This is a genomic window from Streptomyces sp. NPDC001381 (assembly GCF_042895685.1).
Taxonomy (GTDB): Bacteria; Actinomycetota; Actinomycetes; order Streptomycetales; family Streptomycetaceae; genus Streptomyces.
Genome location: NZ_JBIAWO010000004.1, coordinates 470962 through 490905, shown reverse-complemented (window position 1 = coordinate 490905; position 19944 = coordinate 470962). Strand labels below are relative to the sequence as shown.

General features: G+C 73.7%; 18 protein-coding genes. 15 read left to right on the top strand and 3 right to left on the bottom strand.

Going from position 1 to position 19944, the window contains the following annotated elements; translation table 11 throughout:
* Positions 1 to 596: 596 nt before the first annotated feature.
* The 8 genes from ACFY2L_RS20785 to ACFY2L_RS20750 all read left to right on the top strand — a co-directional run bounded on the left by ACFY2L_RS20785 (position 597) and on the right by ACFY2L_RS20750 (position 9614).
* Positions 597 to 2048 (top strand): hypothetical protein, encoded by a 1452-nt coding sequence (locus tag ACFY2L_RS20785; RefSeq protein ID WP_390822996.1) that lies wholly within the window; start codon positions 597 to 599, stop codon positions 2046 to 2048.
* A gap of 30 nt (positions 2049 to 2078) precedes the next feature.
* Entirely contained in the window at positions 2079 to 2504 is a 426-nt protein-coding gene (locus ACFY2L_RS20780; RefSeq protein WP_390659609.1) for a phage tail protein, read from the top strand.
* 22 nt (positions 2505 to 2526) lie between these two features.
* On the top strand, positions 2527 to 3252 hold the full coding sequence (locus tag ACFY2L_RS20775) for a tail protein X (protein ID WP_390659610.1): 726 nt from the start codon (positions 2527 to 2529) through the stop codon (positions 3250 to 3252).
* On the top strand, positions 3252 to 5156 hold the full coding sequence (locus tag ACFY2L_RS20770; RefSeq protein ID WP_390659611.1) for a VgrG-related protein: 1905 nt from the start codon (positions 3252 to 3254) through the stop codon (positions 5154 to 5156). The genes ACFY2L_RS20775 and ACFY2L_RS20770 overlap by 1 nt, the downstream gene beginning before the upstream one ends.
* Before the next feature lie 34 nt (positions 5157 to 5190).
* Complete coding sequence (locus ACFY2L_RS20765; protein WP_390659612.1) at positions 5191 to 5649, top strand: GPW/gp25 family protein; 459 nt, start codon at positions 5191 to 5193, stop codon at positions 5647 to 5649.
* Complete coding sequence (locus ACFY2L_RS20760) at positions 5649 to 7607, top strand: putative baseplate assembly protein (RefSeq protein ID WP_390659613.1); 1959 nt, start codon at positions 5649 to 5651, stop codon at positions 7605 to 7607. Before ACFY2L_RS20765 ends, ACFY2L_RS20760 begins: the two co-directional genes overlap by 1 nt.
* Positions 7608 to 7680: 73 nt before the next feature.
* Positions 7681 to 8238 (top strand): phage tail protein, encoded by a 558-nt coding sequence (locus tag ACFY2L_RS20755; RefSeq protein ID WP_390659614.1) that lies wholly within the window; start codon positions 7681 to 7683, stop codon positions 8236 to 8238.
* Positions 8235 to 9614, top strand: a complete 1380-nt coding sequence (locus ACFY2L_RS20750) for an NADase-type glycan-binding domain-containing protein (RefSeq protein WP_390822995.1) — start codon at positions 8235 to 8237, stop codon at positions 9612 to 9614. The genes ACFY2L_RS20755 and ACFY2L_RS20750 overlap by 4 nt, the downstream gene beginning before the upstream one ends.
* A 233-nt stretch (positions 9615 to 9847) precedes the next feature.
* On the opposite strand, the gene ACFY2L_RS20745 is transcribed toward ACFY2L_RS20750, so the two are convergent.
* Together ACFY2L_RS20745 and ACFY2L_RS20740 are read right to left on the bottom strand one after the other, a co-directional pair.
* Positions 9848 to 10339: a MarR family winged helix-turn-helix transcriptional regulator gene (locus tag ACFY2L_RS20745; RefSeq protein ID WP_390822994.1), complete on the bottom strand. Its 492-nt coding sequence runs from the start codon at positions 10337 to 10339 to the stop codon at positions 9848 to 9850.
* Positions 10340 to 10618: 279 nt separating this feature from the next.
* Positions 10619 to 11932, bottom strand: coding sequence for an LCP family protein (locus tag ACFY2L_RS20740; protein ID WP_390823201.1), 1314 nt, complete (start codon positions 11930 to 11932; stop codon positions 10619 to 10621).
* 404 nt (positions 11933 to 12336) lie between these two features.
* Between ACFY2L_RS20740 and ACFY2L_RS20735 the strand changes: the two genes are divergently transcribed.
* Positions 12337 to 12810: a carboxymuconolactone decarboxylase family protein gene (locus tag ACFY2L_RS20735; protein WP_390659617.1), complete on the top strand. Its 474-nt coding sequence runs from the start codon at positions 12337 to 12339 to the stop codon at positions 12808 to 12810.
* A 128-nt stretch (positions 12811 to 12938) separates the two neighbouring features.
* On the opposite strand, the gene ACFY2L_RS20730 is transcribed toward ACFY2L_RS20735, so the two are convergent.
* Positions 12939 to 14642 (bottom strand): lysyl oxidase family protein, encoded by a 1704-nt coding sequence (locus tag ACFY2L_RS20730; RefSeq protein WP_390659618.1) that lies wholly within the window; start codon positions 14640 to 14642, stop codon positions 12939 to 12941.
* A 228-nt stretch (positions 14643 to 14870) separates the two neighbouring features.
* On the opposite strand from ACFY2L_RS20730, the gene ACFY2L_RS20725 reads away from it, so the two are divergent.
* The 6 genes from ACFY2L_RS20725 to ACFY2L_RS20700 all read left to right on the top strand — a co-directional run bounded on the left by ACFY2L_RS20725 (position 14871) and on the right by ACFY2L_RS20700 (position 19943).
* Positions 14871 to 15371 carry a GNAT family N-acetyltransferase gene (locus ACFY2L_RS20725; RefSeq protein WP_390822993.1) on the top strand — a complete coding sequence of 167 codons (501 nt, stop codon included), beginning with the start codon at positions 14871 to 14873 and terminating at the stop codon, positions 15369 to 15371.
* A gap of 4 nt (positions 15372 to 15375) precedes the next feature.
* A complete protein-coding gene (locus tag ACFY2L_RS20720; RefSeq protein WP_390659620.1) occupies positions 15376 to 16398 on the top strand; it encodes a glycoside hydrolase family 26 protein in 1023 nt (340 codons plus the stop codon).
* A gap of 64 nt (positions 16399 to 16462) precedes the next feature.
* Positions 16463 to 17233, top strand: a complete 771-nt coding sequence (locus ACFY2L_RS20715; protein ID WP_390822992.1) for a M23 family metallopeptidase — start codon at positions 16463 to 16465, stop codon at positions 17231 to 17233.
* Between the two features lie 65 nt (positions 17234 to 17298).
* Complete coding sequence (locus ACFY2L_RS20710) at positions 17299 to 17790, top strand: GNAT family N-acetyltransferase (protein WP_390659622.1); 492 nt, start codon at positions 17299 to 17301, stop codon at positions 17788 to 17790.
* Positions 17791 to 18178: 388 nt separating this feature from the next.
* Positions 18179 to 18697 (top strand): FxLYD domain-containing protein, encoded by a 519-nt coding sequence (locus tag ACFY2L_RS20705; RefSeq protein WP_390822991.1) that lies wholly within the window; start codon positions 18179 to 18181, stop codon positions 18695 to 18697.
* 208 nt (positions 18698 to 18905) lie between these two features.
* Complete coding sequence (locus tag ACFY2L_RS20700; RefSeq protein WP_390659624.1) at positions 18906 to 19943, top strand: M4 family metallopeptidase; 1038 nt, start codon at positions 18906 to 18908, stop codon at positions 19941 to 19943.
* Position 19944: the final 1 nt, after the last annotated feature.

The following is a 19944-nucleotide window of genomic DNA, read 5'->3' as shown; positions in this document are numbered from 1 at the left end:
CACCGCCCGCACACACGACCGCCCAGCCGGGAACCGCGCCCGCCCTGCCGGGGCCTGCGGCAACGGCACCGGCGCTTCCCGGGACCGGACCGGGACGCTCCGGAGCCGCGCCCGTCGTACAGCGAGCCACGTCGGCCCTGCCGGGAACCAGCCCCACCCTGCCCGGACCCGCGTCCACCCCGCCGGGTGCAGCGACCGCCCCGCCGCGCACCGGGCCGAGTCTCCCCTGGACCGGGGCGGCCCTGCCGGGTGCGGGGCCGGGTCTCCCCGGAGGCGTGCCCGGCGTGCAGCGAGCCCCTTCGGCCGGGCCGGGGCCTTCCCCGGTCCTGCCCGGAGCGCTTTCCGCGCGTCCCGGCGTGCCGTCGGCCGGCCCGGCGTCCACGCCGTCGCGGCCGGCCCAGCCGGAAGCCGCCCCGCCGGTGGCCGCACCGTCGCGCCCCGCCGCTTCGCCCGCGGCCCGCCCGGTCGCGCCACGGCGCCCGGTGGAGCCCGTGCACCCGCCGGCGCCGACCCCTGCGCGGGGTATCCGTGTGGCCCCGGCCGCACCGCGTACGTCGGCGGCCGCCGTCCCTCTGACCAGGTCGGCCCCGGCCCCGGTGCAGCGGCGTACGCTGCCCGCCCGTCTCCCGTCCGCCCCCACCGCACCGGCTCCGGCCGCGCCCCGGGGCACGGACGCCGACGGCGACCGGCCGGCGTCCGGCAAGGAACCCGCGCCGGGTCCGGGCCCGGTGGCGGTGGCCGCCCCGGTCCCCCCACCGGAAGCGGCCGACGGGGTGCCCGCCCCTGCCGACGGGCACCCCCTCCAGCGGTCGGTGTCCACGCCCGCGTCCACCCCGCTCTCCGCCGGCCACCCGGCCCGGCGGACGGTCTCTCGTACGCCGGACCACGCATCCGCGTCCGCGCTCCCGGCGTCCGTCGCGCCGCCGCCGGCCCGGCACCAGGACGCCCTCCCGGGCCCCGACGACCGCGCCTCCACCTCCGCGCCCCCGGCAGCCGGCCCCGCGCACCCCGTCCAGCGAGCCCTGCCCTCCCGCCGGAACACCGGCACGTCCACGCCCCCGCAGGCCACCCCACCCGCCGCACCCGGACACCAGCACCCCCGTACGCACGACGCGACCTCGGCGCACACCACCGGCACACCGGGCCCCGGCACACCACCCGCGACCGCGCCCACGCCCCTCGACGCGCCCGCGCCCGCGACACCCCCCGGCCCGGCCCCCGTGCAGCGGTCCGTACGCGGCCGTCAGGGCGACGCGGTGCCGGCCGGTCCCGCCTCCGCCGCCCCTGCCCCCACCGCGACCGCCCGCCCCCGTACGGGCCTGGGCGCCCCCCTCAAGCCGGCACCCGCCGTCCAGAGCGCGCCGCGGCCCCCCGCGCGCCCCGTCCTCGGGGCGCCCCTCCCCGCCCGCCCCGCGGACGCCACCCCGCTCGACCGCGCGCCCGGCACGGCCCGCACACCCGCACCCCCCGGCGGCACCGTCCCCGCACCGCGGTCCGCGCCGACCGCCCCTCCGCCGGAGGTGGTTCAGCGCGCCATGCCGCTGCCCGTGGCGCCGCTTCCGGCCCCCGTCGTCCAGCGCCGCGCGGTCACCGCCCCCGTACCGCTGCGCCGCACCGCCCCCGGCACGGATGCCGTGCCCGTGGTCCAGCCCCGCACCGCCGCCCTCGGCGCCCCGCCCCTCCCCGCGCGCGGCCCGGCACCCCGACCCCCCGCGAGCGCGCCCCCGTTGCCCGCGCCGGCACCGCTCCCCGCCCCCACGCCCCCGCCCGCGGCCGCCCCGGCCGTCCAGCGACGCGAGGCCCCCGCGCCTCCGGCCGTGCCCCGGACCCCGCCGAAGCCGCCCCCCACCGCCACCGCCCGTGCCGACGCCGGCCCGGGTTCCGCCCCCGACGCGCCCCCGCCTCCCCCCTTCGACCCCCGCGCCCTCACCGACTTCCAGCTGGACGAACTGACCCACCGCCTCACCGGCCGCATCACCCGCCTCCTGCGCACCGAACTCCGCCTGGACCGCGAACGAATCGGCAGACTCCGCGACCCCCGCCACTGAGCGGCGCCCCCAGAAAGGCCAGACCCCTCGATGTCCCGCGATCTCGACCCGGGCTCCACCATCTTCTTCACCCTGACCATCGACGGCGAGAGCCTCGGTTACTTCAACGGGTGCGAGGGACTGTCCTCCCAGGTGGAGATCGAGCACCGCCAGGAGGGCGGCAACAACGGATTCGTGTGGGCGCTCCCCTCCCGCGTCACGTTCTCCACCATCCGCCTGACCCGGCCCCTCACCCCGGACACCACCAAGGTGGCCAAGTGGATCTCCTCGATCACCACCGGGGTGACCCGCCCCACCGCGCAGATCGCGGCCCTGCGGGCCGACGGCTCGGAGGTGGCCCGCTGGGGCCTGATCGACGTACTGCCGGTGAGCTGGCAGGGCCCCTCCCTCGACCCCGCGAACCCGGGCGTCGCCACGGAGGTCCTGGAGATCACCCACCACGGTTTCACCGACTAGGCCGGGAGCGAGGACACACATCATGGCCAAGGGCAGCAGGAGCGGCGCGGGCAAAAGCCTGGTCCGCGCGACCCTCTCGATCCACGAACCGCCGGTCGGCACCAGCACCACACCGGGCGGGCTGCGCAAATCCTTCGCGTTCGAGTTCAACCCGGCCCAGCTCCAGGTGGCCCGCCGGGCACTGTGGAAGGTGACCCCCACGGCCGCCGTCCGCGACGGCTCCAAGCCGGAGTTCATGGGCCCGGAGCCGCGCGAGATGAGCGTGGAGATCTTCCTGGACTCCTCCGACCAGCCGGACAGCAACACCGTCATGCAGAAGGTGGAGGCGCTGTTCGACTGCTGCGAGGTCACCACCGGCAGCATCGCGGCCAACCAGCCCTCGCCGCCCTGGGTGGTCTTCCAGTGGGGCTCCTTCTCCACCGTGCACTTCACGGCCTACGTCAGCAGTGTCGACGTCACCTACTCCCTCTTCGGCACCACCGGCGTCCCCATCCGCGCCACCTGCCAGGTGCGGCTGCACGAGATCCCCAGCAAGACCAAGGGCCAGAACCCGACCTCCGGCGCGCTGACCGCCCAGCGCGTCCACCGGGTCGTGGCGGGCGACTCGCTGCAGTCGCTGGCCTGGCGCGAGTACGGCGACACGGCCGCCTGGCGGACCATCGCCGAGGCCAACGGCATCGACGACCCCACCCGGCTGCCCACCGGCATCGAGCTGATCCTCCCGTCCGCCGGGGAGGTGCGTGCCTGATGGTGGCGACCGCGTTCTCCAGCATCATCAAGGTCACCCTGGGCGGCAGCCCGCTCCCGCCCGACTTCGCCCCGCTGCTCGTGGAGGGCTGGGTGGACCAGGGGCTCGGCGTGCCCGCCTCCTTCCGGCTGACCTTCCGCGACCCCTACCGGCTCGTCCTCGGCAAGCTGGGCGTCAAGTTCGGCACCCCGGTCGTCCTCACGCCGATCGCCGACGGCCAGGGCGCCGGGGACCCCCTGCTCACCGGCGAGGTCTGCGGCCTGGAGGCCGACTACGACGGCACCGGCTCCTTCACCGTCATCCGGGGCTACGACGCCGGCCACCGCCTGATGCGCCAGCGCCGGATCGCCGCGTACCGCAACCAGAGCGCCTCCGACATCGCGCGCAAACTGGCCGCCCAGGCCGGCGTGCCCGTGGGGAGGATCCAGTCCACCAAGACCGTCTACGAGTTCATCAGCCAGGCCAACGTCACCGACTGGGACTTCCTCGCCCGCCTCGCCGACGAGAACGAGATGGTCATGTCGGTCGACGCCAAGGGGAAGTTCCAGTTCGTCAAGCCCGACCCCGCCACCGGGGCGCCGCCGACCTCCACCCCGGGCGAGAAGAGCCCGTACGTCCTGGAGGCAGGCACCGACATCCTGCGGCTGCGCGCCGCCGTCACCTCCGCCGAGCAGGTCGCCTATGTCGAGGCCCGCGGCTGGGACGTCACCACCAAGAAGGCGCTGACCGCCACCGCGCCCGCCACCACCAACCCCGGCATCAAGATCGGAACGACCCCCGGCGAGGCCGCCGCCAAGTTCAAGCCCACCCGGCTGGTCGACGCGCAGACGCCGTACGACCGGCAGTCGGAGGTGAGGTTCGCCGCCGAGGCCCTCGCCGACGACGTCACCGGCTCCTTCGCCGAGCTGGAGGTCGTCGCGCGCGGCACCCCGAAGCTCCGCCCGGGGCTGCCCGTCACCCTCGCCGACGTCGGGGCGCCCTTCGAGGGCAAGTACACCGCCACCTCCGTCCGTCATGTGTTCGGCGACGGCAAGCACTACGAGGCCTGGGTGACCGTCAGCGGCCGCCAGTGGCGGTCCCTGTACGGCCTCGCCTCCGGCGGCGGCGCGCAGAACGGCCTCAGCCTGCCCGGCACCACCAACGCCCTCGTCACCGACATCCAGGACCCGCTGAAGCAGGGCCGGGTGAAGCTGCAGTTCCCCTGGCTCGACGACGTCTACATCAGCGACTGGACGCGGGTCATGCAGTGGGGCGGGAAGGACGGCGGGTCGATCTTCCCGCTCGACGTCGGCGACGAGGTGCTCGTCGCCTTCGACCGGGGCGCCCTGGACCACCCGTACGTCATCGGCGGCCTCTACAACGGCAAGGACAGGCCGACCCCGGTGAAGGACGTGCCGCTGCACGACGGCGCCCGCCGCCGCGCCGCCCGGCACACCCTCTCCGACCGCGACGGCAATCGCGTCGACCTGCTCAGCCAGAAGACCGGCGGCCGCAAGCAGGGCGTCCGGGTCACCTCCGGCGACGACAAGCTCGTCATCAACCTGGACCGTACGAAGACGGAGATCACCGTCGACAGCAAGGGCACCGTGAAGATCACCGGCAGCCGTTCGGTGTCCGTCGAGGCCGGCACCGAACTCACGCTCAGCGCGGGCCGCAAACTCACCATCAAGAGCGGCGGCCTGCTCGACATCCGCGGCACCGGCCCGGTCAACGTCAAGTCGCTGTCCAGCGTCGTGTCCGTGGACGCGATGGGGGCGCTGAGCCTCAAGGCGGGCGGCGCCGCGACCCTCGGCGCGGGCGGCACCATCCAGGTCAACGCCACCGCCAATGTCGGCATCCGGGCCGCCACGCTCCTGCTCCAGGGCGTCGTGATGGTCAACAACAAGCCGTATCCGATCCCGTGAGGGCCGGGCATTTCCTCAGGAGGGTGGCCGTCTGATGGCCGAACAGTTCGTCGGGTCGGGCTGGGCGTTTCCGCTGCGCATCGGCCCCACCGGAGGCATCGCCCTGGTCAGCGGCGAGCGCGAGATCGAGGAGGCGATCCGGCTGATCCTCGCCACCGCGCCGGGCGAGCGCCCCATGCGCCCGGAGTTCGGCTGCGCCATCCACGACCTGGTGTTCGCCCCGGTCAACGAGGCGACGGCCGGCCGTATCCAGCACGAGGTGTACACCAGCCTGGACCGCTGGGAGCCGCGCATCGAGGTCAACGACGTCGAGGTCACGGCCGGTGGCGAGCAGGGCGTGCTGTGGATCGACGTCCGCTACTCCATCCGCGGGACCAACAACCCGCGCAGTCTCGTCTTCCCCTTCTACGTCATCCCGTCCCACGACGAGCCGGACTCCTCCGGTCCGGCACCCGGCCCGGTCTCCGGTCCGGCTCCTGAAAGCGACCGCTGATGGCCCTGCCCTCCCCCAACCTGGACGACCGCCGCTTCCAGCAGTTCGTCGACGACGCCAAGCGCTACATCCAGCAGCGCGCGCCGGAGTGGACCGACCACAACGTCTCCGACCCGGGCGTCACGCTCGTCGAGACGGTCGCCCACATGGCCGACCAGATCGTCTACCGCCTCAACCGGGTCCCGGACAAGAACCACCTGGCCTTCCTGGACCTGGTCGGCATCCGGCTCTTCCCGCCGTCGGCGGCCCGCACGGACGTCACCTTCTGGCTGTCCGCGCCCCAGGAGGAGACGGTCCTGCTGCCGACCGGCACCGAGGTGGCCACGGTCCGGACGGAGAGCGAGGAGGCGGTCGTCTTCGCGACCGAACGCGAACTCGCCGTCGTACCGAGCGCGTTGGCCCATCTGGTCGTCCAGCACCGGGGCGAGCCGGTCACCGACGTCACCACCGACCTCGCCGAGGGCAAGGACGTGCTGTGCTTCGCCGAGGCCCCGGCCCCGGGCGACTGCATGCTGCTCGGCCTGAGCGCGGCCGTCCCGCACTGCGCCGTGGCCCTGGAACTCGACAGCCGCGTCGACGGCGTCGGTGTCGACCCCCGCCAGCCGCCCCTGGTCTGGGAGGCGTGGACGGAGGACGGCTGGCAGCCCTGCGAGGTCGACCGCGACGGCACCGGCGGCCTCAACCGCCCCGGCGAGGTCGTCCTGCACGTCCCGGGCGGCCACGTCCTGTCCCGCTCCGGCGGCCAGGAGGCCGGCTGGCTGCGCTGCCGCGTCACCGAACCCCTGCCCGGCCAGCCCTTCTACACCCTGTCGCCCACGGTCCGCTCCGCCGAGGCGTTCACGGTCGGCGGCACCGCCCCCGCCGTGCACGCCGAGACGGTGTACGACGAGGCGCTCGGCGAGTCGACGGGCCTGCCCGGCCAGCGCCTGCGCCTGGCCCACGCCCCCGTGGTCGGCGACGACCCGCCCCTCCTCCTGCAGACCGCCGAACACGAGGGCTGGGCCGACTGGCAGGTGGTCCCCCACTTCGCCGCCTCCGGCCCCGACGACCGTCATGTCACCCTCGACGCGGCCACCGGCGAGATCGCCTTCGGCCCGTCCGTCCGTGAACCCGACGGCACCCTGCGCCAGTACGGCGCCGTGGCGCCCAAGGGCGCGGTCGTCCGGGCCCGCCGCTACCGCACGGGCGGCGGCCGGGCCGGCAACGTGGCGCGCGGCGCCGTCCAGGTCCTGCGCACCTCCGTGCCGTACGTCTCCGAGGTCGTCAACCGGGAGGCCGCGCGCGGCGGGGTCGACGGCGAGACGGTGGAGGAGGCGAAGCTCCGGGCGCCGATCACGCTGCGCGCCCAGGAGCGGGCGGTGACCCTGCGCGACTACGAGGAGCTGGCGCGCCGCGCGGCCCCCGAGACGGCCCGCATCACCTGCCTGGAGGGCGAGCCCGACGAGCACGGCTCGTACGCGGTACGGGTGCTGGTGGTCCCGCAGGCGGTCCCGGACCCCGGCGGCCGCCTCCGCTTCGAGCAACTGGTGCCCGGCGACGCCCTGCTGGACCGCATCATGCGGCACCTGGACGAACGCCGCCTGATCGGTACGAGGCTGGCGGTGGGCCCCCCGTACTACCAGGGCGTGACGGTGGTCGCGACGGTGCACGCCTTCCGCGGCGTCGACACCGACCGGGTCCGCCGCCAGGCCCACGACGCGCTGTACCGGCACCTCGACCCGCTGACCGGCGGCGCGGACGGAAAGGGCTGGCCGTTCGGCCGCCCGGTGCAGTCGGGCGAGGTCTTCGCCGTGCTGCAGCGCGTGCCGGGAGTGGAGCTGGTCGACCAGGTCATCCTGCACCCCGCCGACCCCCTGACCGGCAAGCGCGGCGAGGCCACCGACCGCATCGACCTGGCGGCGCCGGCCCTGGTGTTCTCGTACGACCACCGGGTCCGCGTGATCGGAGACGGCGCGTGAGGGGGCGCTCCGCCGGCCGGCCCGGCCCCGCGTCCCCGGGGCGCGCCGTCCCGCGCCGGGAAGGAGGCAGCCGGTGAGGGGCTCGGTCGACGGGCTCGGCTCGTCCGCGCCGATCGGCGCGATGCTGCCCGCCGTGTTCGCGGACGACGACCTCGCGCAGCGCTTCGTCGCCGGCCTGGACGAGGTCATGGCGCCGATCCTCAACGTCCTGGACTGTCTGCCCTCCTACTTCGACCCGGCCCTCGCCCCCGTCGACTTCACCCGCTGGCTGTCGGGCTGGGTCGGCGCGGAGACCGACGGCACGGAACCGGAGCCCAGGCTGCGGGCCGCCGTGGCCGCGGCCGCGTATCTGCACCGGGTGCGCGGCACCCGCCGGGGCCTGTCCGAGGCGATCCGGCTGGCGTTCGGCGTGGAGCCGGAGATCGAGGAGAGCGGTGGCTCGGCGTGGAGCGCCCGCCCCCTCGGCCCCTTCCCCGGCGACCACCGCCCGCACCTCCACGTCACGCTGCGCCTGCCGGACCCCCGCCCGGCGGACGAACACCGCCTGGACGCCCTCGTGGCCGCCGCCCGCCCCGCCCACATGCCCTACACGGTCACGGTGACCGTCGCCGAAAGGATCCCGGAGAGATGACCACCCAGAACTGCGCCGAGTGCGGCACCCGGGCGGAACCCGGCCAGTCCTTCTGCGACGCGTGCGGGGCCGTACTGAGCTGGACGGACCGCACCCCGGCGCGGGCCGCGACGGGATCGGGGACGGCCTCGTCCGCCGCGGCCACGCCGTCCGCCGGCGCGGGTACGGGCTCCGGGTCCGCCGGCGCCCCCGCCGCCTCGTCCGCGTCCGCACCGGCTTCCGGCGCGGAACGCCCCGACCCGGCCGCGGCCTCCCGTACGGCGTCCTCCACCGCCCCGTCGGCGGCACCGCGGTCCTCGGAGCGCGCCCGCGACGAGGACCGGGCCCCCGAGCCCCCGGCGGCCGACGACCACCGCACCGAGGACGACGAGGACGACGAGGACACCACGGAGACCCCCCTCCCGGCGCTCCCCCCGACGACGGCCACGGCCGACGACGACGGGACGGCGCCCACCACACCGGCCCCCGCCCTCGGCGACACGATGGCGGCCCGGGCCCGTTCCCTCCTCGTCCCCGTCGTGGAACCGGAGGAGCCCGCGCCCGCCGCACCGCCCTCCGTCGCGCCGGTGCTGCCGGGCGTCCCGGTGGCGGACCGGCCGCAGGTCCGCGCGCCGGGACCGGTCCAGGGCGAGGAGAACGGCGTCGCCTGTCCCTGGTGCGCCACGCCGAACCGCCCCGACCGGCACTACTGCACGCGCTGCGCGATGCCCATGACCCTGGAGGACCGCTCCTCGGTCCGGCTCCCGTGGTGGCGGCGCCTGTTCGGCCGCGGCGAGACCCCGTGGGCCGGGGACCGCCCGCGGCTGCGCCGCACCTTCGACCGCATCGTCACCTGGGTGATGGCCGCGGTCGTCCTCACCCTTCTGATCGTCGCCGGCGTGAACGCCCCGGCCGCCGTGCAGGCCACCAAGGACCACTTCGCGAAGCGGGCGGCGGTGTCACCGGACGCGTTCGCGGCGTCCCGCTCGTACCCCGGTCACAAGCCGGACCTCGCCTTCGACAAGATCAACAACAGCTGGTGGGGGCCGGGGGTCTCGCAGTCGGGCGAGGGCGAGTGGATCGAGGCCCGCTTCAGCGAGCCGACCCGCCTGCTCGACCTGGTGATCACCTCCGGCACCTCGACCCGCCCCGACCAGCTCACCGAGTCGGCCCTGCCGCACCGCGTCAAGGCGACGATCACCCTGAAGGACGGCACGACCACGACCCGCGAACTCGTCCTCGACCAGCAGGCGGGCGGCCAGCGCCGCGCCTTCCGCGTCGGCGAGGTCACCAAGGTCCGCTTCACGATCGAGTCGGCGTACGGCGCCTCCGCGAGCAAGCAGGTGGCGATCGCCGAGATCGAGTTCTTCGGCCCGTCCCACGCGAACGCGTCCTGACGACGGACCGACGGCCGGCCGCGAAGGGCAGGTCGCGGCCGGCCGCGACCTGCCCGGCGTGATCCGCCGGGCAGGCCTTGCACCCACCGGCCCCGTCCGAAGGTGAAGAGGTGGGCCCGGCGACCGGTTCCACGACCGGACCCGCCCACGCGCCTCACACCCCCACTCCCCTCGCACGGATCCCGCCGTGTGCGGGGCTCCTCCTCTTCAGGGGCGGGTCGTGAAGACGCGGGTCAGGGGTGCCCCGTCGGGGTTTCCGTGTGGGCCACGAAGTCCGCAACCAGGCGTTCGAAGAGCTGGGCCAGCTGGTGGAGTTCGGCGGGCCGCCAGTCCGCCAGGGCCGCCTGCATGCCCAGTTGGCCCGCGTCCCGGATGCGGTGCACGGCGGTGCGGCCGCGGGCGGTGAGGCGGATCAGCCGGGCGCGGCGGTCGTCCGGGTCGGGGACGCGGGTGACGTGGCCGGACTTCTCCAACTGGCTGAGTTGGCGGGTGACATGGGACGCCTCCACGGAGAGGCGTACCGCCAGCACGCCGGGGCGCAGCAGTTCGTCCTCGGCCAGGTGGCGCAGGATCGCCACCGCGGCCCGGTCCAGCGGGAGTCCGGCGAGCGACATGAGCTGCCCGTGCCGGCGGGCGCGTCCGGCCAGGTAGGTGATGCGGGTGAGGGACCGCTCGATCGCGATCACATCCGCGGGGACCCGGGCGGCCGGTGGCGGTGGGGACATTACCCCACAGTACAGATGCTTGCCTCACTCAAGCAATAAGGAGGCGAGGGAGAGAGCGGGAAAAACGAAGAGCCCCACCCCGCCTGACACGGGATGGGACTCGTCGAAGTGGAGCGCCGGGCAGGCCTTGCACCTGCATCTCCCCGCAGGAAGCGGGACGTCTTTCCTTGGACCACCAACGCAGAGGTCGTTCACCGTTTTTGTTTCCCGGTGACCGGCTCGAGATCAACTTTACCCCATCCGGGGACCACCTGTGCACCACCGATGATCAGAAGCCGGTCAGGCGACGTCCTCGACCTTCAGGTCCGGCCCGACCACCACGGTGACCACACCGGCCGTCGCCGAAGCGTCCCGCACCGCGCGGACACCCGGCAGCCGCGAGGCGAGCACCGCCGCCTGGCGCTCCAGTCCCGCCGGATAGGTGACGGTCGTCCTGGTGACCGACGCGGGGGCGTTGCCCGTGCCGGCGAGGCTGTAGCCGGCCTCGGTGAGCCGCTTGGCGACCGCGGCCGCGCGCCCGCCGACGCCGGTGCCGTTGAGCACCTGGACCTTCACGGAGGACGCGTACACCACGTCCTTCTTCGCGGCGTCCACCTGCGCCTTGGTGACCTCCTTGTCCCTGGCGAGGGAGGTGAACAGGTCGGCGGCCTGCGGGTATTGCCAGACGACGTTGGCCTGGTCGCTCGGATCGTCCGCCTCACGGCCGTAGTTGGGCACGGTGAGGAAGCTCAGGCGGTCGCCCGGGACCCCCTTCAGCTCGTTGGCGAGCCCGTACAGCGGCTTGATGCCGGCCAGGTCGGGGTCCGCGGTGAGGGACTTGGTGACGGACTGCAGGAAGCCGTACATCGCGTCGCCGTCCGTGAGCTTGGACCGGGCCTTCTTCGCCAGCGCGTCCATGAACTCCTGCTGGCGGCCGATGCGGCCGATGTCGGAGCCGTCGCCCACGCTGTAGCGAGTACGGACATACCCGAGGGCCTTCTCGCCCTTGACGGTCTGGCAGCCCGCCTCCAGGTCCAGGTGGGCCTTCTCGTCGTGGATGGCCTCCTCCGGGCAGACCTCGATGCCCTCCAGCGCGTCGACCATCCCCTTGAACCCGGAGAAGTCGATCGACATGAAGTGGTCGATGCGCAGGTCGGTGTTGGCCTCGATGGTCTTGATGCTGCACGCGGCGGCCTCGGCGACCTTGCCGCCGCTGCCGCCGATCGCGAACGCCTCGTTGATCTTGAAGTGGTGCGGGTCGGACGAACTGCCGTCGCCCTTCTCGCACGACGGTATCCGCACCCACGAGTCACGCGGGAAGGAGACCACCGAGGCCCACTCACGGTTCGCGGGGATGTGCAGCACCATCAGCGTGTCCGACTGCATGGTGGTCAGGTCCCTGCCGTAGGCGGCGTTGGCGCCGTCACGGCTGTCGGACCCGACGAGCAGGATGTTCTTCGAGCCGGGACTGAGGTTCTCCGGCCGGTCCTCGCCCAGCTTGTCGTCGACGTCGGCCTGCTTGATGTTGCCGTTCAGGTCCTGGTAGATCCAGGCGCCGACCCCGCCGACCCCGAGGACCACCACCGAGGTCACCCCGGCGCCCCAGGCGACGATCCGCCCCCGCCGGGTGAGCCTGGTACGGCCCGTGCTCCTGCCCGCGTTCCCCCGGCCGGCCGCCTCCAGCGGAGTACGCCCGCGCCTCCTCGTTCCACTCACCGGCGCTCGCTCCTCCGCATCGGCCGTTACGCCCCGTACACCGTGCTCGGACCGTCGGCGAGGTCACCGCCGAACGCCGGAACCCTACACGCAAGAAGGAATACGTCCGGCGAGCACAGACGTCTCAGGAGACTCGCCTTGCCGTCCGACGGTTGCCTCCGGTCCGTCAGAAACCACCGCGTACGTCGACCTGCCGGGGAGGCGCCGGGGGTGTGGCTCACGTCACACGCGCACCGGTCACACTTCGCCGGGCCGTTCCGTCAGAGAGGTGTAACCCACCGACCAGAACACGGGAGCTCACGATGGAAGCTCGTCTGAACCTCTTCGCCAACCCCGTAGCCGGCAAGTTCCTGCGGTACATCAACTCGGCGGGCAAGGCGGTCTCGGACTCGACGCTGCCGGCCGCGACCCAGGAACTGGTGAAGATCCGCGCCAGCCAGATCAATGGCTGCGGCTTCTGCACCGACATGCACACCAAGGACGCCGCGCACGCCGGGGAGACCGCCCAGCGCCTCCACCTGGTCGCCGCCTGGCGGGAGGCCAAGGTCTTCACCGACGCCGAGCGCGCGGCCCTGGAGCTGACGGAACAGGGCACCCGGATCGCCGACGCGGCGGGCGGTGTCAGCGACGAGGCCTGGGAGGCCGCGGCCAAGCACTACGACGAGGACCAGCTCGCCGCCCTCGTCTCCCTGATCGCCCTCATCAACGCCTACAACCGGCTCAACGTCGTCGTGCAGCAGCCCGCCGGCGACTACGAGCCCGGCATGTTCGGCTGACGGCGGGCACCCGGCCGGACCGCCGTCGGGCACCGTGGATCCGCCGGGCGGTCCGCCAGGGAAGTCCGTACGCCGAGGGCCCACGCGCCCGGCCCGCCGAGGCGGGCCGGGGCGGTGGGGTCGCGGAATTACGGGGCGTTGATCAGGTCGTACGGCGGGACCTTCACCGTGCGGGCGCCCGGCGTGCCGCCGAGGACCACCTTGCGGTACGAGATGTTGTTCTTGAGGTTGGTCTCCTTCAGGCGGTTGGCCGGGTTGGCGACGACCTGGATGTAGTAGGTGCCGTTGGGCAGGTCGGTGACGTCGAAGGACTGGCCGGGACGGTACTGGGTGTACGTGTCACCGGAGCCGACGTCGAGCACCTCGCGCACGGAGATGGAGTTCTGCTCGCCGCAGGCGGTGGACAGATCGGTGTTGTACGGGTGCCAGTTGGCGTTCTTCACCGTGTAGTCGACCGCGTCGGTGTTGGCGAGGCAGAACGCCTCCTTGCCGCTCTTGACGATCTCCTTCTTGTCCGCGGACAGCAGGTGGTAGCTGGCGAAGTCCGTGAAGTGCCAGTGCTCGTGGCCGATCCGCGGGTCCCACTCCATGGTGCCGGTGGGGGCGTACCCGATCTGCTTGCCCTTGGCGTCGTAGAAGTACTGGTACGCGTCCATCAGGTCGGCGCCCTGCTTGCGGAAGCCGTCCACGACGAGCGGCGCGGGGCCGGCGTTCCAGACGTTGGCGCTGAAGGCGAGGTAGTCCTTGCCCGGGGCGTCGCCGTCCTCGCCGTCGGTGACCGCGATGTCCCAGGCGGGCAGCGAACGCAGGTCCGGCTTGGGCGCGTCGGCGGGAACGCCCGCCCGGCCGGTGGGCCGCTTGGTGTTGGCCTTCAGCGCGGGCGCGACACGCGAGCCGTCGGTGTGACCGGCGCCGTCACCGAGGTGGTGGGCGAGGCCGCGGTCCTCCAGGGCGTGGGAGAGGGCGGAGGGGACGGGGGCGTCGGCGCCGCGCGGACCGTAGTGGTGCCCGGCACCCCCCATGTCCATGCCGCTGTGGTCCATGCCGCTGTGGTCCGTGCCGTGGGACATGGCGGAGCCGCCGCGGGCGAGCCCGGCGCCGCCGCCCTCGCCGCCGTCGCTGTTCTGCCGGACGGTCACCTTGATGGTCGGCTGGTCGTTGGGGATGCCGAACAGGTCCCGGTACTTCTTCGCGACCGACACCTTGGCCGTGTACTCGCCGGCCGGCAGGTCCACCGGGTTGTCGTACTCGTAGGTGGTGGTGTTGGCGGCCCAGCCCTTCTCCACGCCCCACACCGATCCGAGGGTGAACGGGTTGGTGGGGCAGCTCTCCGGATAGTGCGAGGTGGCCGGGGCGTCGGGCCGCAGCCGTCCGGCGGCGTTGTTGGGGCAGAAGGTGCTCTTGACCTTCTTCACCTCCGCCCCGGCGCTGTTCTTCACGGAGATCTCCAGGAAGCCCGGCAGCCCCCTGAAGTCCTTGACGAGCCCGGCGGGCAGCTTCTTCGTGGTCACCTTCGACCCGTTGCGCAGGACCTGCTGCACGACGACCGGATCCTTGTACGACTTACGCGTCGTCTTGAACTCGAGCGGCGCGTTGTCGACGGTCAGATAGGTGCCGAGGTCGAAGTCGAGCTGGAATCCCCCGTCCCACTCGTACCGGTCGAGGGTCACGGCCTTCGACGCGGCGATCAGCTTGAGCTTCGGCTTGCCGGCCGTGCTCTGCGGTGCCGCGCCGGCGCCGGGAGCGGCCCCGGCGACGGCGACGACGGTCAGCGCGGCCCCCGCGGCGAACGCGCCGCGCTTGAGGCCCTTGCGGTGTTGCGGTCTGGTCATCGGTTCCTCGTCTGCGAGTGCCATGGTCAGTGGCATCGGACTGGACAGCCCGCACCCCGGCCGGTGCACGGGCGGGCGCACCCCACGCGCCCGCCCGGCCGAGGACTGCGAGCACCCTGTGAGACAGGTAAATGGCGTGCTGGGGTTGCCTGTTGGGGGAGAATCGGACGACGAACCGTGAAGAAGGCGGTGCCGGGCGCCCCACGGGCCGCCCGTAGCATCGGCGCCATGGCGGACTGGGAGACACGGCCGGCCACGGCGGCGGACGTCGAGGCGCTGGCGGAGGTGCGGGCGGTGGCGATGCGGGCCGACCTGGAGCGGCTCGGGCGCTACGACGAGCACCGCGTACGGCAGCGGCTGCGCGAGGGGTTCGCGCCCGCCCACACCCTGGTCATCGAGGCCGGCGGCGCGCTCGTCGGCTGCGTGGCCCTGCGTCCGGCCGACGACGCGCACTGGCTGGAGCACTTCTACCTCGCCCCGCACGCCCAGGGCCGGGGCATCGGCACCGCCGTCCTCACCGGCCTGCTGGACCGCGCCGACCGCGACGGCCTGCGGGTCCGGCTCGACGTGCTCCAGGGCAGCCCGGCCCGCCGCCTGTACGAGCGGCACGGGTTCGTGCCGGAGCGCGAGGACGCGGTGGACGTGTTCCTGGTGCGGGAACCTCGTCCCCGGTACGGGTGGTCCGGTGGCGAGTCCGGGGCGCGGCCGGGGCGCGCAGGGTCATCATGAGCCGGTGCTTCAGTCGGCTGTACGCCCCCTTCGCCCCGGTCACCCCTTCCTGACGCTCCTACTGGCCGTACTCGTCCTCCTCGCCGCGGGCGCGTGCGCGCCCGGCCGGGAGCGGGCGGCGGGGGTGCCCGACGGGAAGACCGCCAGCGGTCCGCCGCCCGCCCCCTTCGGGGCCTACGTCGGGTACGGCTCCGAGGGGGTGCGGCGGATCTCCGGACTCGACGGGTGGCTGGGGCCGGCCACGCCCCGGGTCGGGCACGCCTATCTGGCGGGGGACAGGTGGAGCCACATCGAGGGGGCGCCCGGTGATCTCCCCCACTGGGCGCAGTGGCGACGGGCCCGCGCCGACCGGCTGTTCGTGCTCAACGTGCCGATGCTGGACCGCGCGGAGGCGCACCTGCCCGACCGTGTGGTGCGCGGGCTGCTGCGCCGGGGGGCGGACGGCGCGTACGACGGGCACTTCCGGACGCTGGCCCGGCGGCTGGTGTCGCTCGGGATCCCGGACACCGTGCTGGTCGTCGGCTGGGAGATGAACGGGATCACCTACACCCACCGGTGCGGGCCGGATCCGGCAGCCTGGAAGGCGTACTGGGTGCGCATCGTCGAGACCATGCGGTCCGTGGCCGGGCAGCGGTTCCGCTTCGAGTTCGCCCCGAACCGGGGGCGGGACGCCGTCCCGTGGACGGCCTGCTACCCGGGTGACCGGTACGTCGACGTCCTCGGCATGGACGCCTACGACCAGCCGCCCGGCATGTCCTTCGAGGAACAGGTCCACGAGCCGTACGGCCTCGCCGCGCACGTACGGTTCGCGCGGGAGCACGGCAAGCCGTTCTCGTATCCCGAGTGGGGTCTGTTCCGCAACGGCGACAACCCGGCGTACGTCCGCGGCATGCTCGGCTGGTTCGCGCGGCACCGGCCGCTCTACCAGACCATCAGCGACTACTGCCCGCACGGTGTGTGGCGGTGCGCCGCGAACCCGAGGTCGTCGGACGTGTACCGCCGGCTGATGACGGGGCCGTTCGGCTGAAAACCCGGTGCGCGTCCGGCGGCGTGGCCCGCCCCGCCCCCACCGCCGGTCGGATGATCCCAAGATGCGACGAGAACACTCCCTCGCTATTGTGCCCGCCGGACTGTCCCTGCTGCTCGTCCTGCTCGCCGCCGTGCCCGCCGGTGCCGGGGGTGGCGGCAGCGGCGCTTCCCGTACGGCGGCCGGCGCCGTCCTCGCCCACGAGGAGGCCCGGCTGCTCGTCGACCGGCTCACGGAGGCCGGCGCCCGCCCCGACCAGATCGGCTCCGCCGAGCGCCGCCGCGAGGCCGTCCGCTCCGGCCTGTGGGACCTGCTGCGGGCGACGGAGAAGGACGTCGGCGACCCGGTCGCGGTCGACCCCTCCGGACGGTCCGGCCGCTGCCCCGTCGGCCGGCGCGGCCGCGACCCCCACCACCGCACCGGTGGTCCCTGGACCGCGCCCACCCTCGGCTACTGGCTCTCCGCCGGCTACGCGGCCCGGGGCACGCACTGGGCGCGCCGGCACACCGGGCAGGACTTCGCCGTGCCCGCCGGCACCCCCGTCCTCGCCGTCGGTCCGGGCACCGTCCGCGCCACCACCTGCGGTGACGGCTTCGGCAACCAGGTGGTGATCCGCCACCCCGACGGCTACTTCACCCAGTACGCCCATCTCTCCCGGATCGACGTCCGCCGGGGCGACCGGGTCGCGCCGGGTACCCGTATCGGCCTCTCCGGCGCCACCGGCAACGTCACCGGCCCGCATCTGCACTTCGAGGTGCGGATCACGCCCTACATGGGGTCGGCGGTGGCCCCGCTGCCGTGGCTGCGGCGCAAGGACGTGGACCTGAGGAGATAGGGCCCGTCCGGAGTCCGGCAGAAGCCGATGGACACCGTCCGCCCCCGTGGCTCATGCTCCCCACCATGATCCGAGCCGCCACGGTCCACGACGTCCCCGAGATCCGCGCCATGATCGGTGAACTGGCCGCCTACCACCGGGAGGTGGAGCAGGTCCGCGCCACCGAGGAGCAGCTGCGTGAGGCGCTGTTCGGCGAACTGCCCGCCGCCTACGCGCTGATCGCCCAGGACGACGGGACGGCCGGGACCGTCGGGTTCGCCCTGTGGTTCCCGAGCTTCTCCACCTGGACCGGGGTGCGCGGCATGCATCTGGAGGACCTGTTCGTCCGCCCGGGGGCGCGCGGCGCGGGCCACGGCAAGGCGCTGCTCGCCGCCCTCGCCGCGGTGTGCACCCGCAGGGGCTACGAGCGCTTCGAGTGGTGCGTGCTGGCCTGGAACGAGCCGACGATCGCCTTCTACCGGTCGATCGGCGTCCGGATCATCGACGACTGGCGGGTCTGCCACCTCACCGGCGCACCCCTCGCCGCCCTCGCCGCGCAGGCCCCGCCGGTCGGCTGAGGTGCCTGACGCGCACCCCGGTGCGCCGGGTGCGGTGGTCGGGCCGGATCGCGGCGAGCATGCCGGTGCAGCCGGCGCCGAGGACGACGACGTGGTGGTTGTTCCGCTTCCCGACAGTCATGGCCACGCCCAGTGGGCTCACCGTCTGCTCGCGGGGGAGAGTGAGCCGGCGCACTGTGCCCGGACGACCTGCCGACCGCGCTGAACGCCGGGGCCGGCCAGGCGCGGATCGTGGCACTGACGCGCCGGTACAGGCAGGCGCGGCGCTGACCTCGCACCGGCGGGACACCCGCGGCCGCCGCCCATCCGTCCGGACGACCCGGCATGCGGAGGGAGCCGGCCGCCCCTTCACTGGAGGGAGGCCCGCGAGAAGACACCGGGAGGCGAGATGCCGCGTACCAGGGGCGTGCCGCTGCTGACGGCGGCGATCTGCTGTGCCGTCGCGCTGACCGGCTGCTCGGACGACGAGACCCCCTCGTCCGTGTCGTCGGCCGCCAGCAAGGCCGCCTCCGCGGCGGAGTCCCTGGGCGGCAGGGCCTCCGCGGCCGCGTCCTCGCTCGCCTCCCGGGCGGCGTCGGCGTTCGCGTCGGCGACGGCGGAGGCGGGCCGGCGGCTGGACGAGATCAAGAACGGCGTCGACGTGACGTCCGCCGCCGGTCTCGGCACTCCGGACACGGACAAGGACGGCCGCACCACGGTTCGGGTGACCGTCTCCAACACCACCGACTCGACGAAGTCCTTCGCCGTCCAGGTCGACTTCACCGACTCCGGGGGCAGCCGCCTCGACACGGTCGTGGTCACCGTCTCCGACGTGCCCGCGGGCAGGACCGGCACGGCGACGGCCCGCAGCAACCGCGACCTGCCGGGAGATCCGAAGGCGGAGGTGGCACGGGCGGTGCGGTACTGACCGGCCGTCACCGTCCCCGCATGCGCGACACCGCCCACCGGCGCAGAATGAGAAACATGGGACCCGCACGGCCCGCGTGAGAACGCGGCCCCCGCTCCGAGTCCCCGTGGCAGGGGACTCGTGAGTCACCTCACCGCCTTCCGGACGCCTTTTCCACAAGGCCCTCCGGGAAGGACCTCACCGCAAGCCCTCCGAAGGAGGGACCCCCATGCGCTGCGTCTGCGGCATCCTGCCGCCGTACATCCTCGAGAAGCTCACCGAGGCGGACAATCCCCGTGTCCGCGAGGCCGCCGAGAACACGCTGGCCATCGACGCCGACTTCCGGCAGAACCGGATCGAGACGCCCAGCCTCGCGGCACCCGCCCCGCCCGCGGAGTTCGTGCTGGAGCGGACGCTCTACGACACCCACACCAGTTCGGCGCTGCCCGGCGACGTGGTGCGGCGGGAGGCCGGCGATCCGTCCCTGGACGGCACCGTCAACCGCGCCTACGAAGGCCTCGGCATCACCTTCGTGTTCTTCCAGGAGGCTTACGGCCGCCACTCGATCGACGACGCGAACCTGCCCCTGGACGCGACGGTCCACTACCGTCGCCGTTTCAACAACGCGTTCTGGGACGGCTCGCAGATGGTGTTCGGCGACGGTGACGGTCATGTCTTCAACGACTTCACCATCCCCATGGACGTCATGGCCCACGAACTCGTCCACGGCATCACGCAGTACACCGCCGGCCTCGTCTACCAGGACCAGTCCGGCGCGCTCAACGAGTCGCTCTCGGACGTCTTCGGCTCGCTCGTCAAGCAGTACGCCCGGCGCCAGAACGCCGACGAGGCCGACTGGCTGATCGGGGCGGGCGTCTTCACCCCGGCCGTGCGCGGACAGGCCCTGCGGTCGATGAAGGCGCCGGGCACCGCGTTCGACGACCAGCTGCTGGGCGGCAGGGACCCGCAGCCGAGCCACATGACCCACTATGTGTCCGGCGGCTTCGACCACGGCGGCGTGCACATCAACTCCGGCATCCCCAACCACGCCTTCTACCTGACCGCGACCGCCATCGGCGGCTTCGCCTGGGAGCGGGCGGGACGGATCTGGTACGAGACGATCACCTCCGGGCAGCTCTCCGAGACCTGCGGCTTCGAGGAGTTCGCACAGGCGACGACGGACACGGCGGAGCGCCTCTACGGCACCCGGCACGAGCTGGAGTCGGTGGTCAAGGCCTGGTCCGACGTGGGTCTCAGCGTCCACTGAG

What these genes read in the sequence shown, in the direction of transcription:
- ACFY2L_RS20760 (WP_390659613.1), top strand. Translation starts at nt 5,649, where the DNA reads ATGGCCCTGCCCTCCCCCAACCTGGACGACCGCCGCTTCCAGCAGTTC.
- ACFY2L_RS20735 (WP_390659617.1), top strand. Translation starts at nt 12,337, where the DNA reads ATGGAAGCTCGTCTGAACCTCTTCGCCAACCCCGTAGCCGGCAAGTTC.
- ACFY2L_RS20725 (WP_390822993.1), top strand. Translation starts at nt 14,871, where the DNA reads ATGGCGGACTGGGAGACACGGCCGGCCACGGCGGCGGACGTCGAGGCG.
- ACFY2L_RS20745 (WP_390822994.1), bottom strand. Translation starts at nt 10,339, where the DNA reads ATGTCCCCACCGCCACCGGCCGCCCGGGTCCCCGCGGATGTGATCGCG.
- ACFY2L_RS20705 (WP_390822991.1), top strand. Translation starts at nt 18,179, where the DNA reads ATGCCGCGTACCAGGGGCGTGCCGCTGCTGACGGCGGCGATCTGCTGT.
- ACFY2L_RS20700 (WP_390659624.1), top strand. Translation starts at nt 18,906, where the DNA reads ATGCGCTGCGTCTGCGGCATCCTGCCGCCGTACATCCTCGAGAAGCTC.
- ACFY2L_RS20750 (WP_390822995.1), top strand. Translation starts at nt 8,235, where the DNA reads ATGACCACCCAGAACTGCGCCGAGTGCGGCACCCGGGCGGAACCCGGC.
- ACFY2L_RS20765 (WP_390659612.1), top strand. Translation starts at nt 5,191, where the DNA reads ATGGCCGAACAGTTCGTCGGGTCGGGCTGGGCGTTTCCGCTGCGCATC.
- ACFY2L_RS20775 (WP_390659610.1), top strand. Translation starts at nt 2,527, where the DNA reads ATGGCCAAGGGCAGCAGGAGCGGCGCGGGCAAAAGCCTGGTCCGCGCG.
- ACFY2L_RS20780 (WP_390659609.1), top strand. Translation starts at nt 2,079, where the DNA reads ATGTCCCGCGATCTCGACCCGGGCTCCACCATCTTCTTCACCCTGACC.
- ACFY2L_RS20715 (WP_390822992.1), top strand. Translation starts at nt 16,463, where the DNA reads ATGCGACGAGAACACTCCCTCGCTATTGTGCCCGCCGGACTGTCCCTG.
- ACFY2L_RS20770 (WP_390659611.1), top strand. Translation starts at nt 3,252, where the DNA reads ATGGTGGCGACCGCGTTCTCCAGCATCATCAAGGTCACCCTGGGCGGC.
- ACFY2L_RS20730 (WP_390659618.1), bottom strand. Translation starts at nt 14,642, where the DNA reads ATGACCAGACCGCAACACCGCAAGGGCCTCAAGCGCGGCGCGTTCGCC.
- ACFY2L_RS20710 (WP_390659622.1), top strand. Translation starts at nt 17,299, where the DNA reads ATGATCCGAGCCGCCACGGTCCACGACGTCCCCGAGATCCGCGCCATG.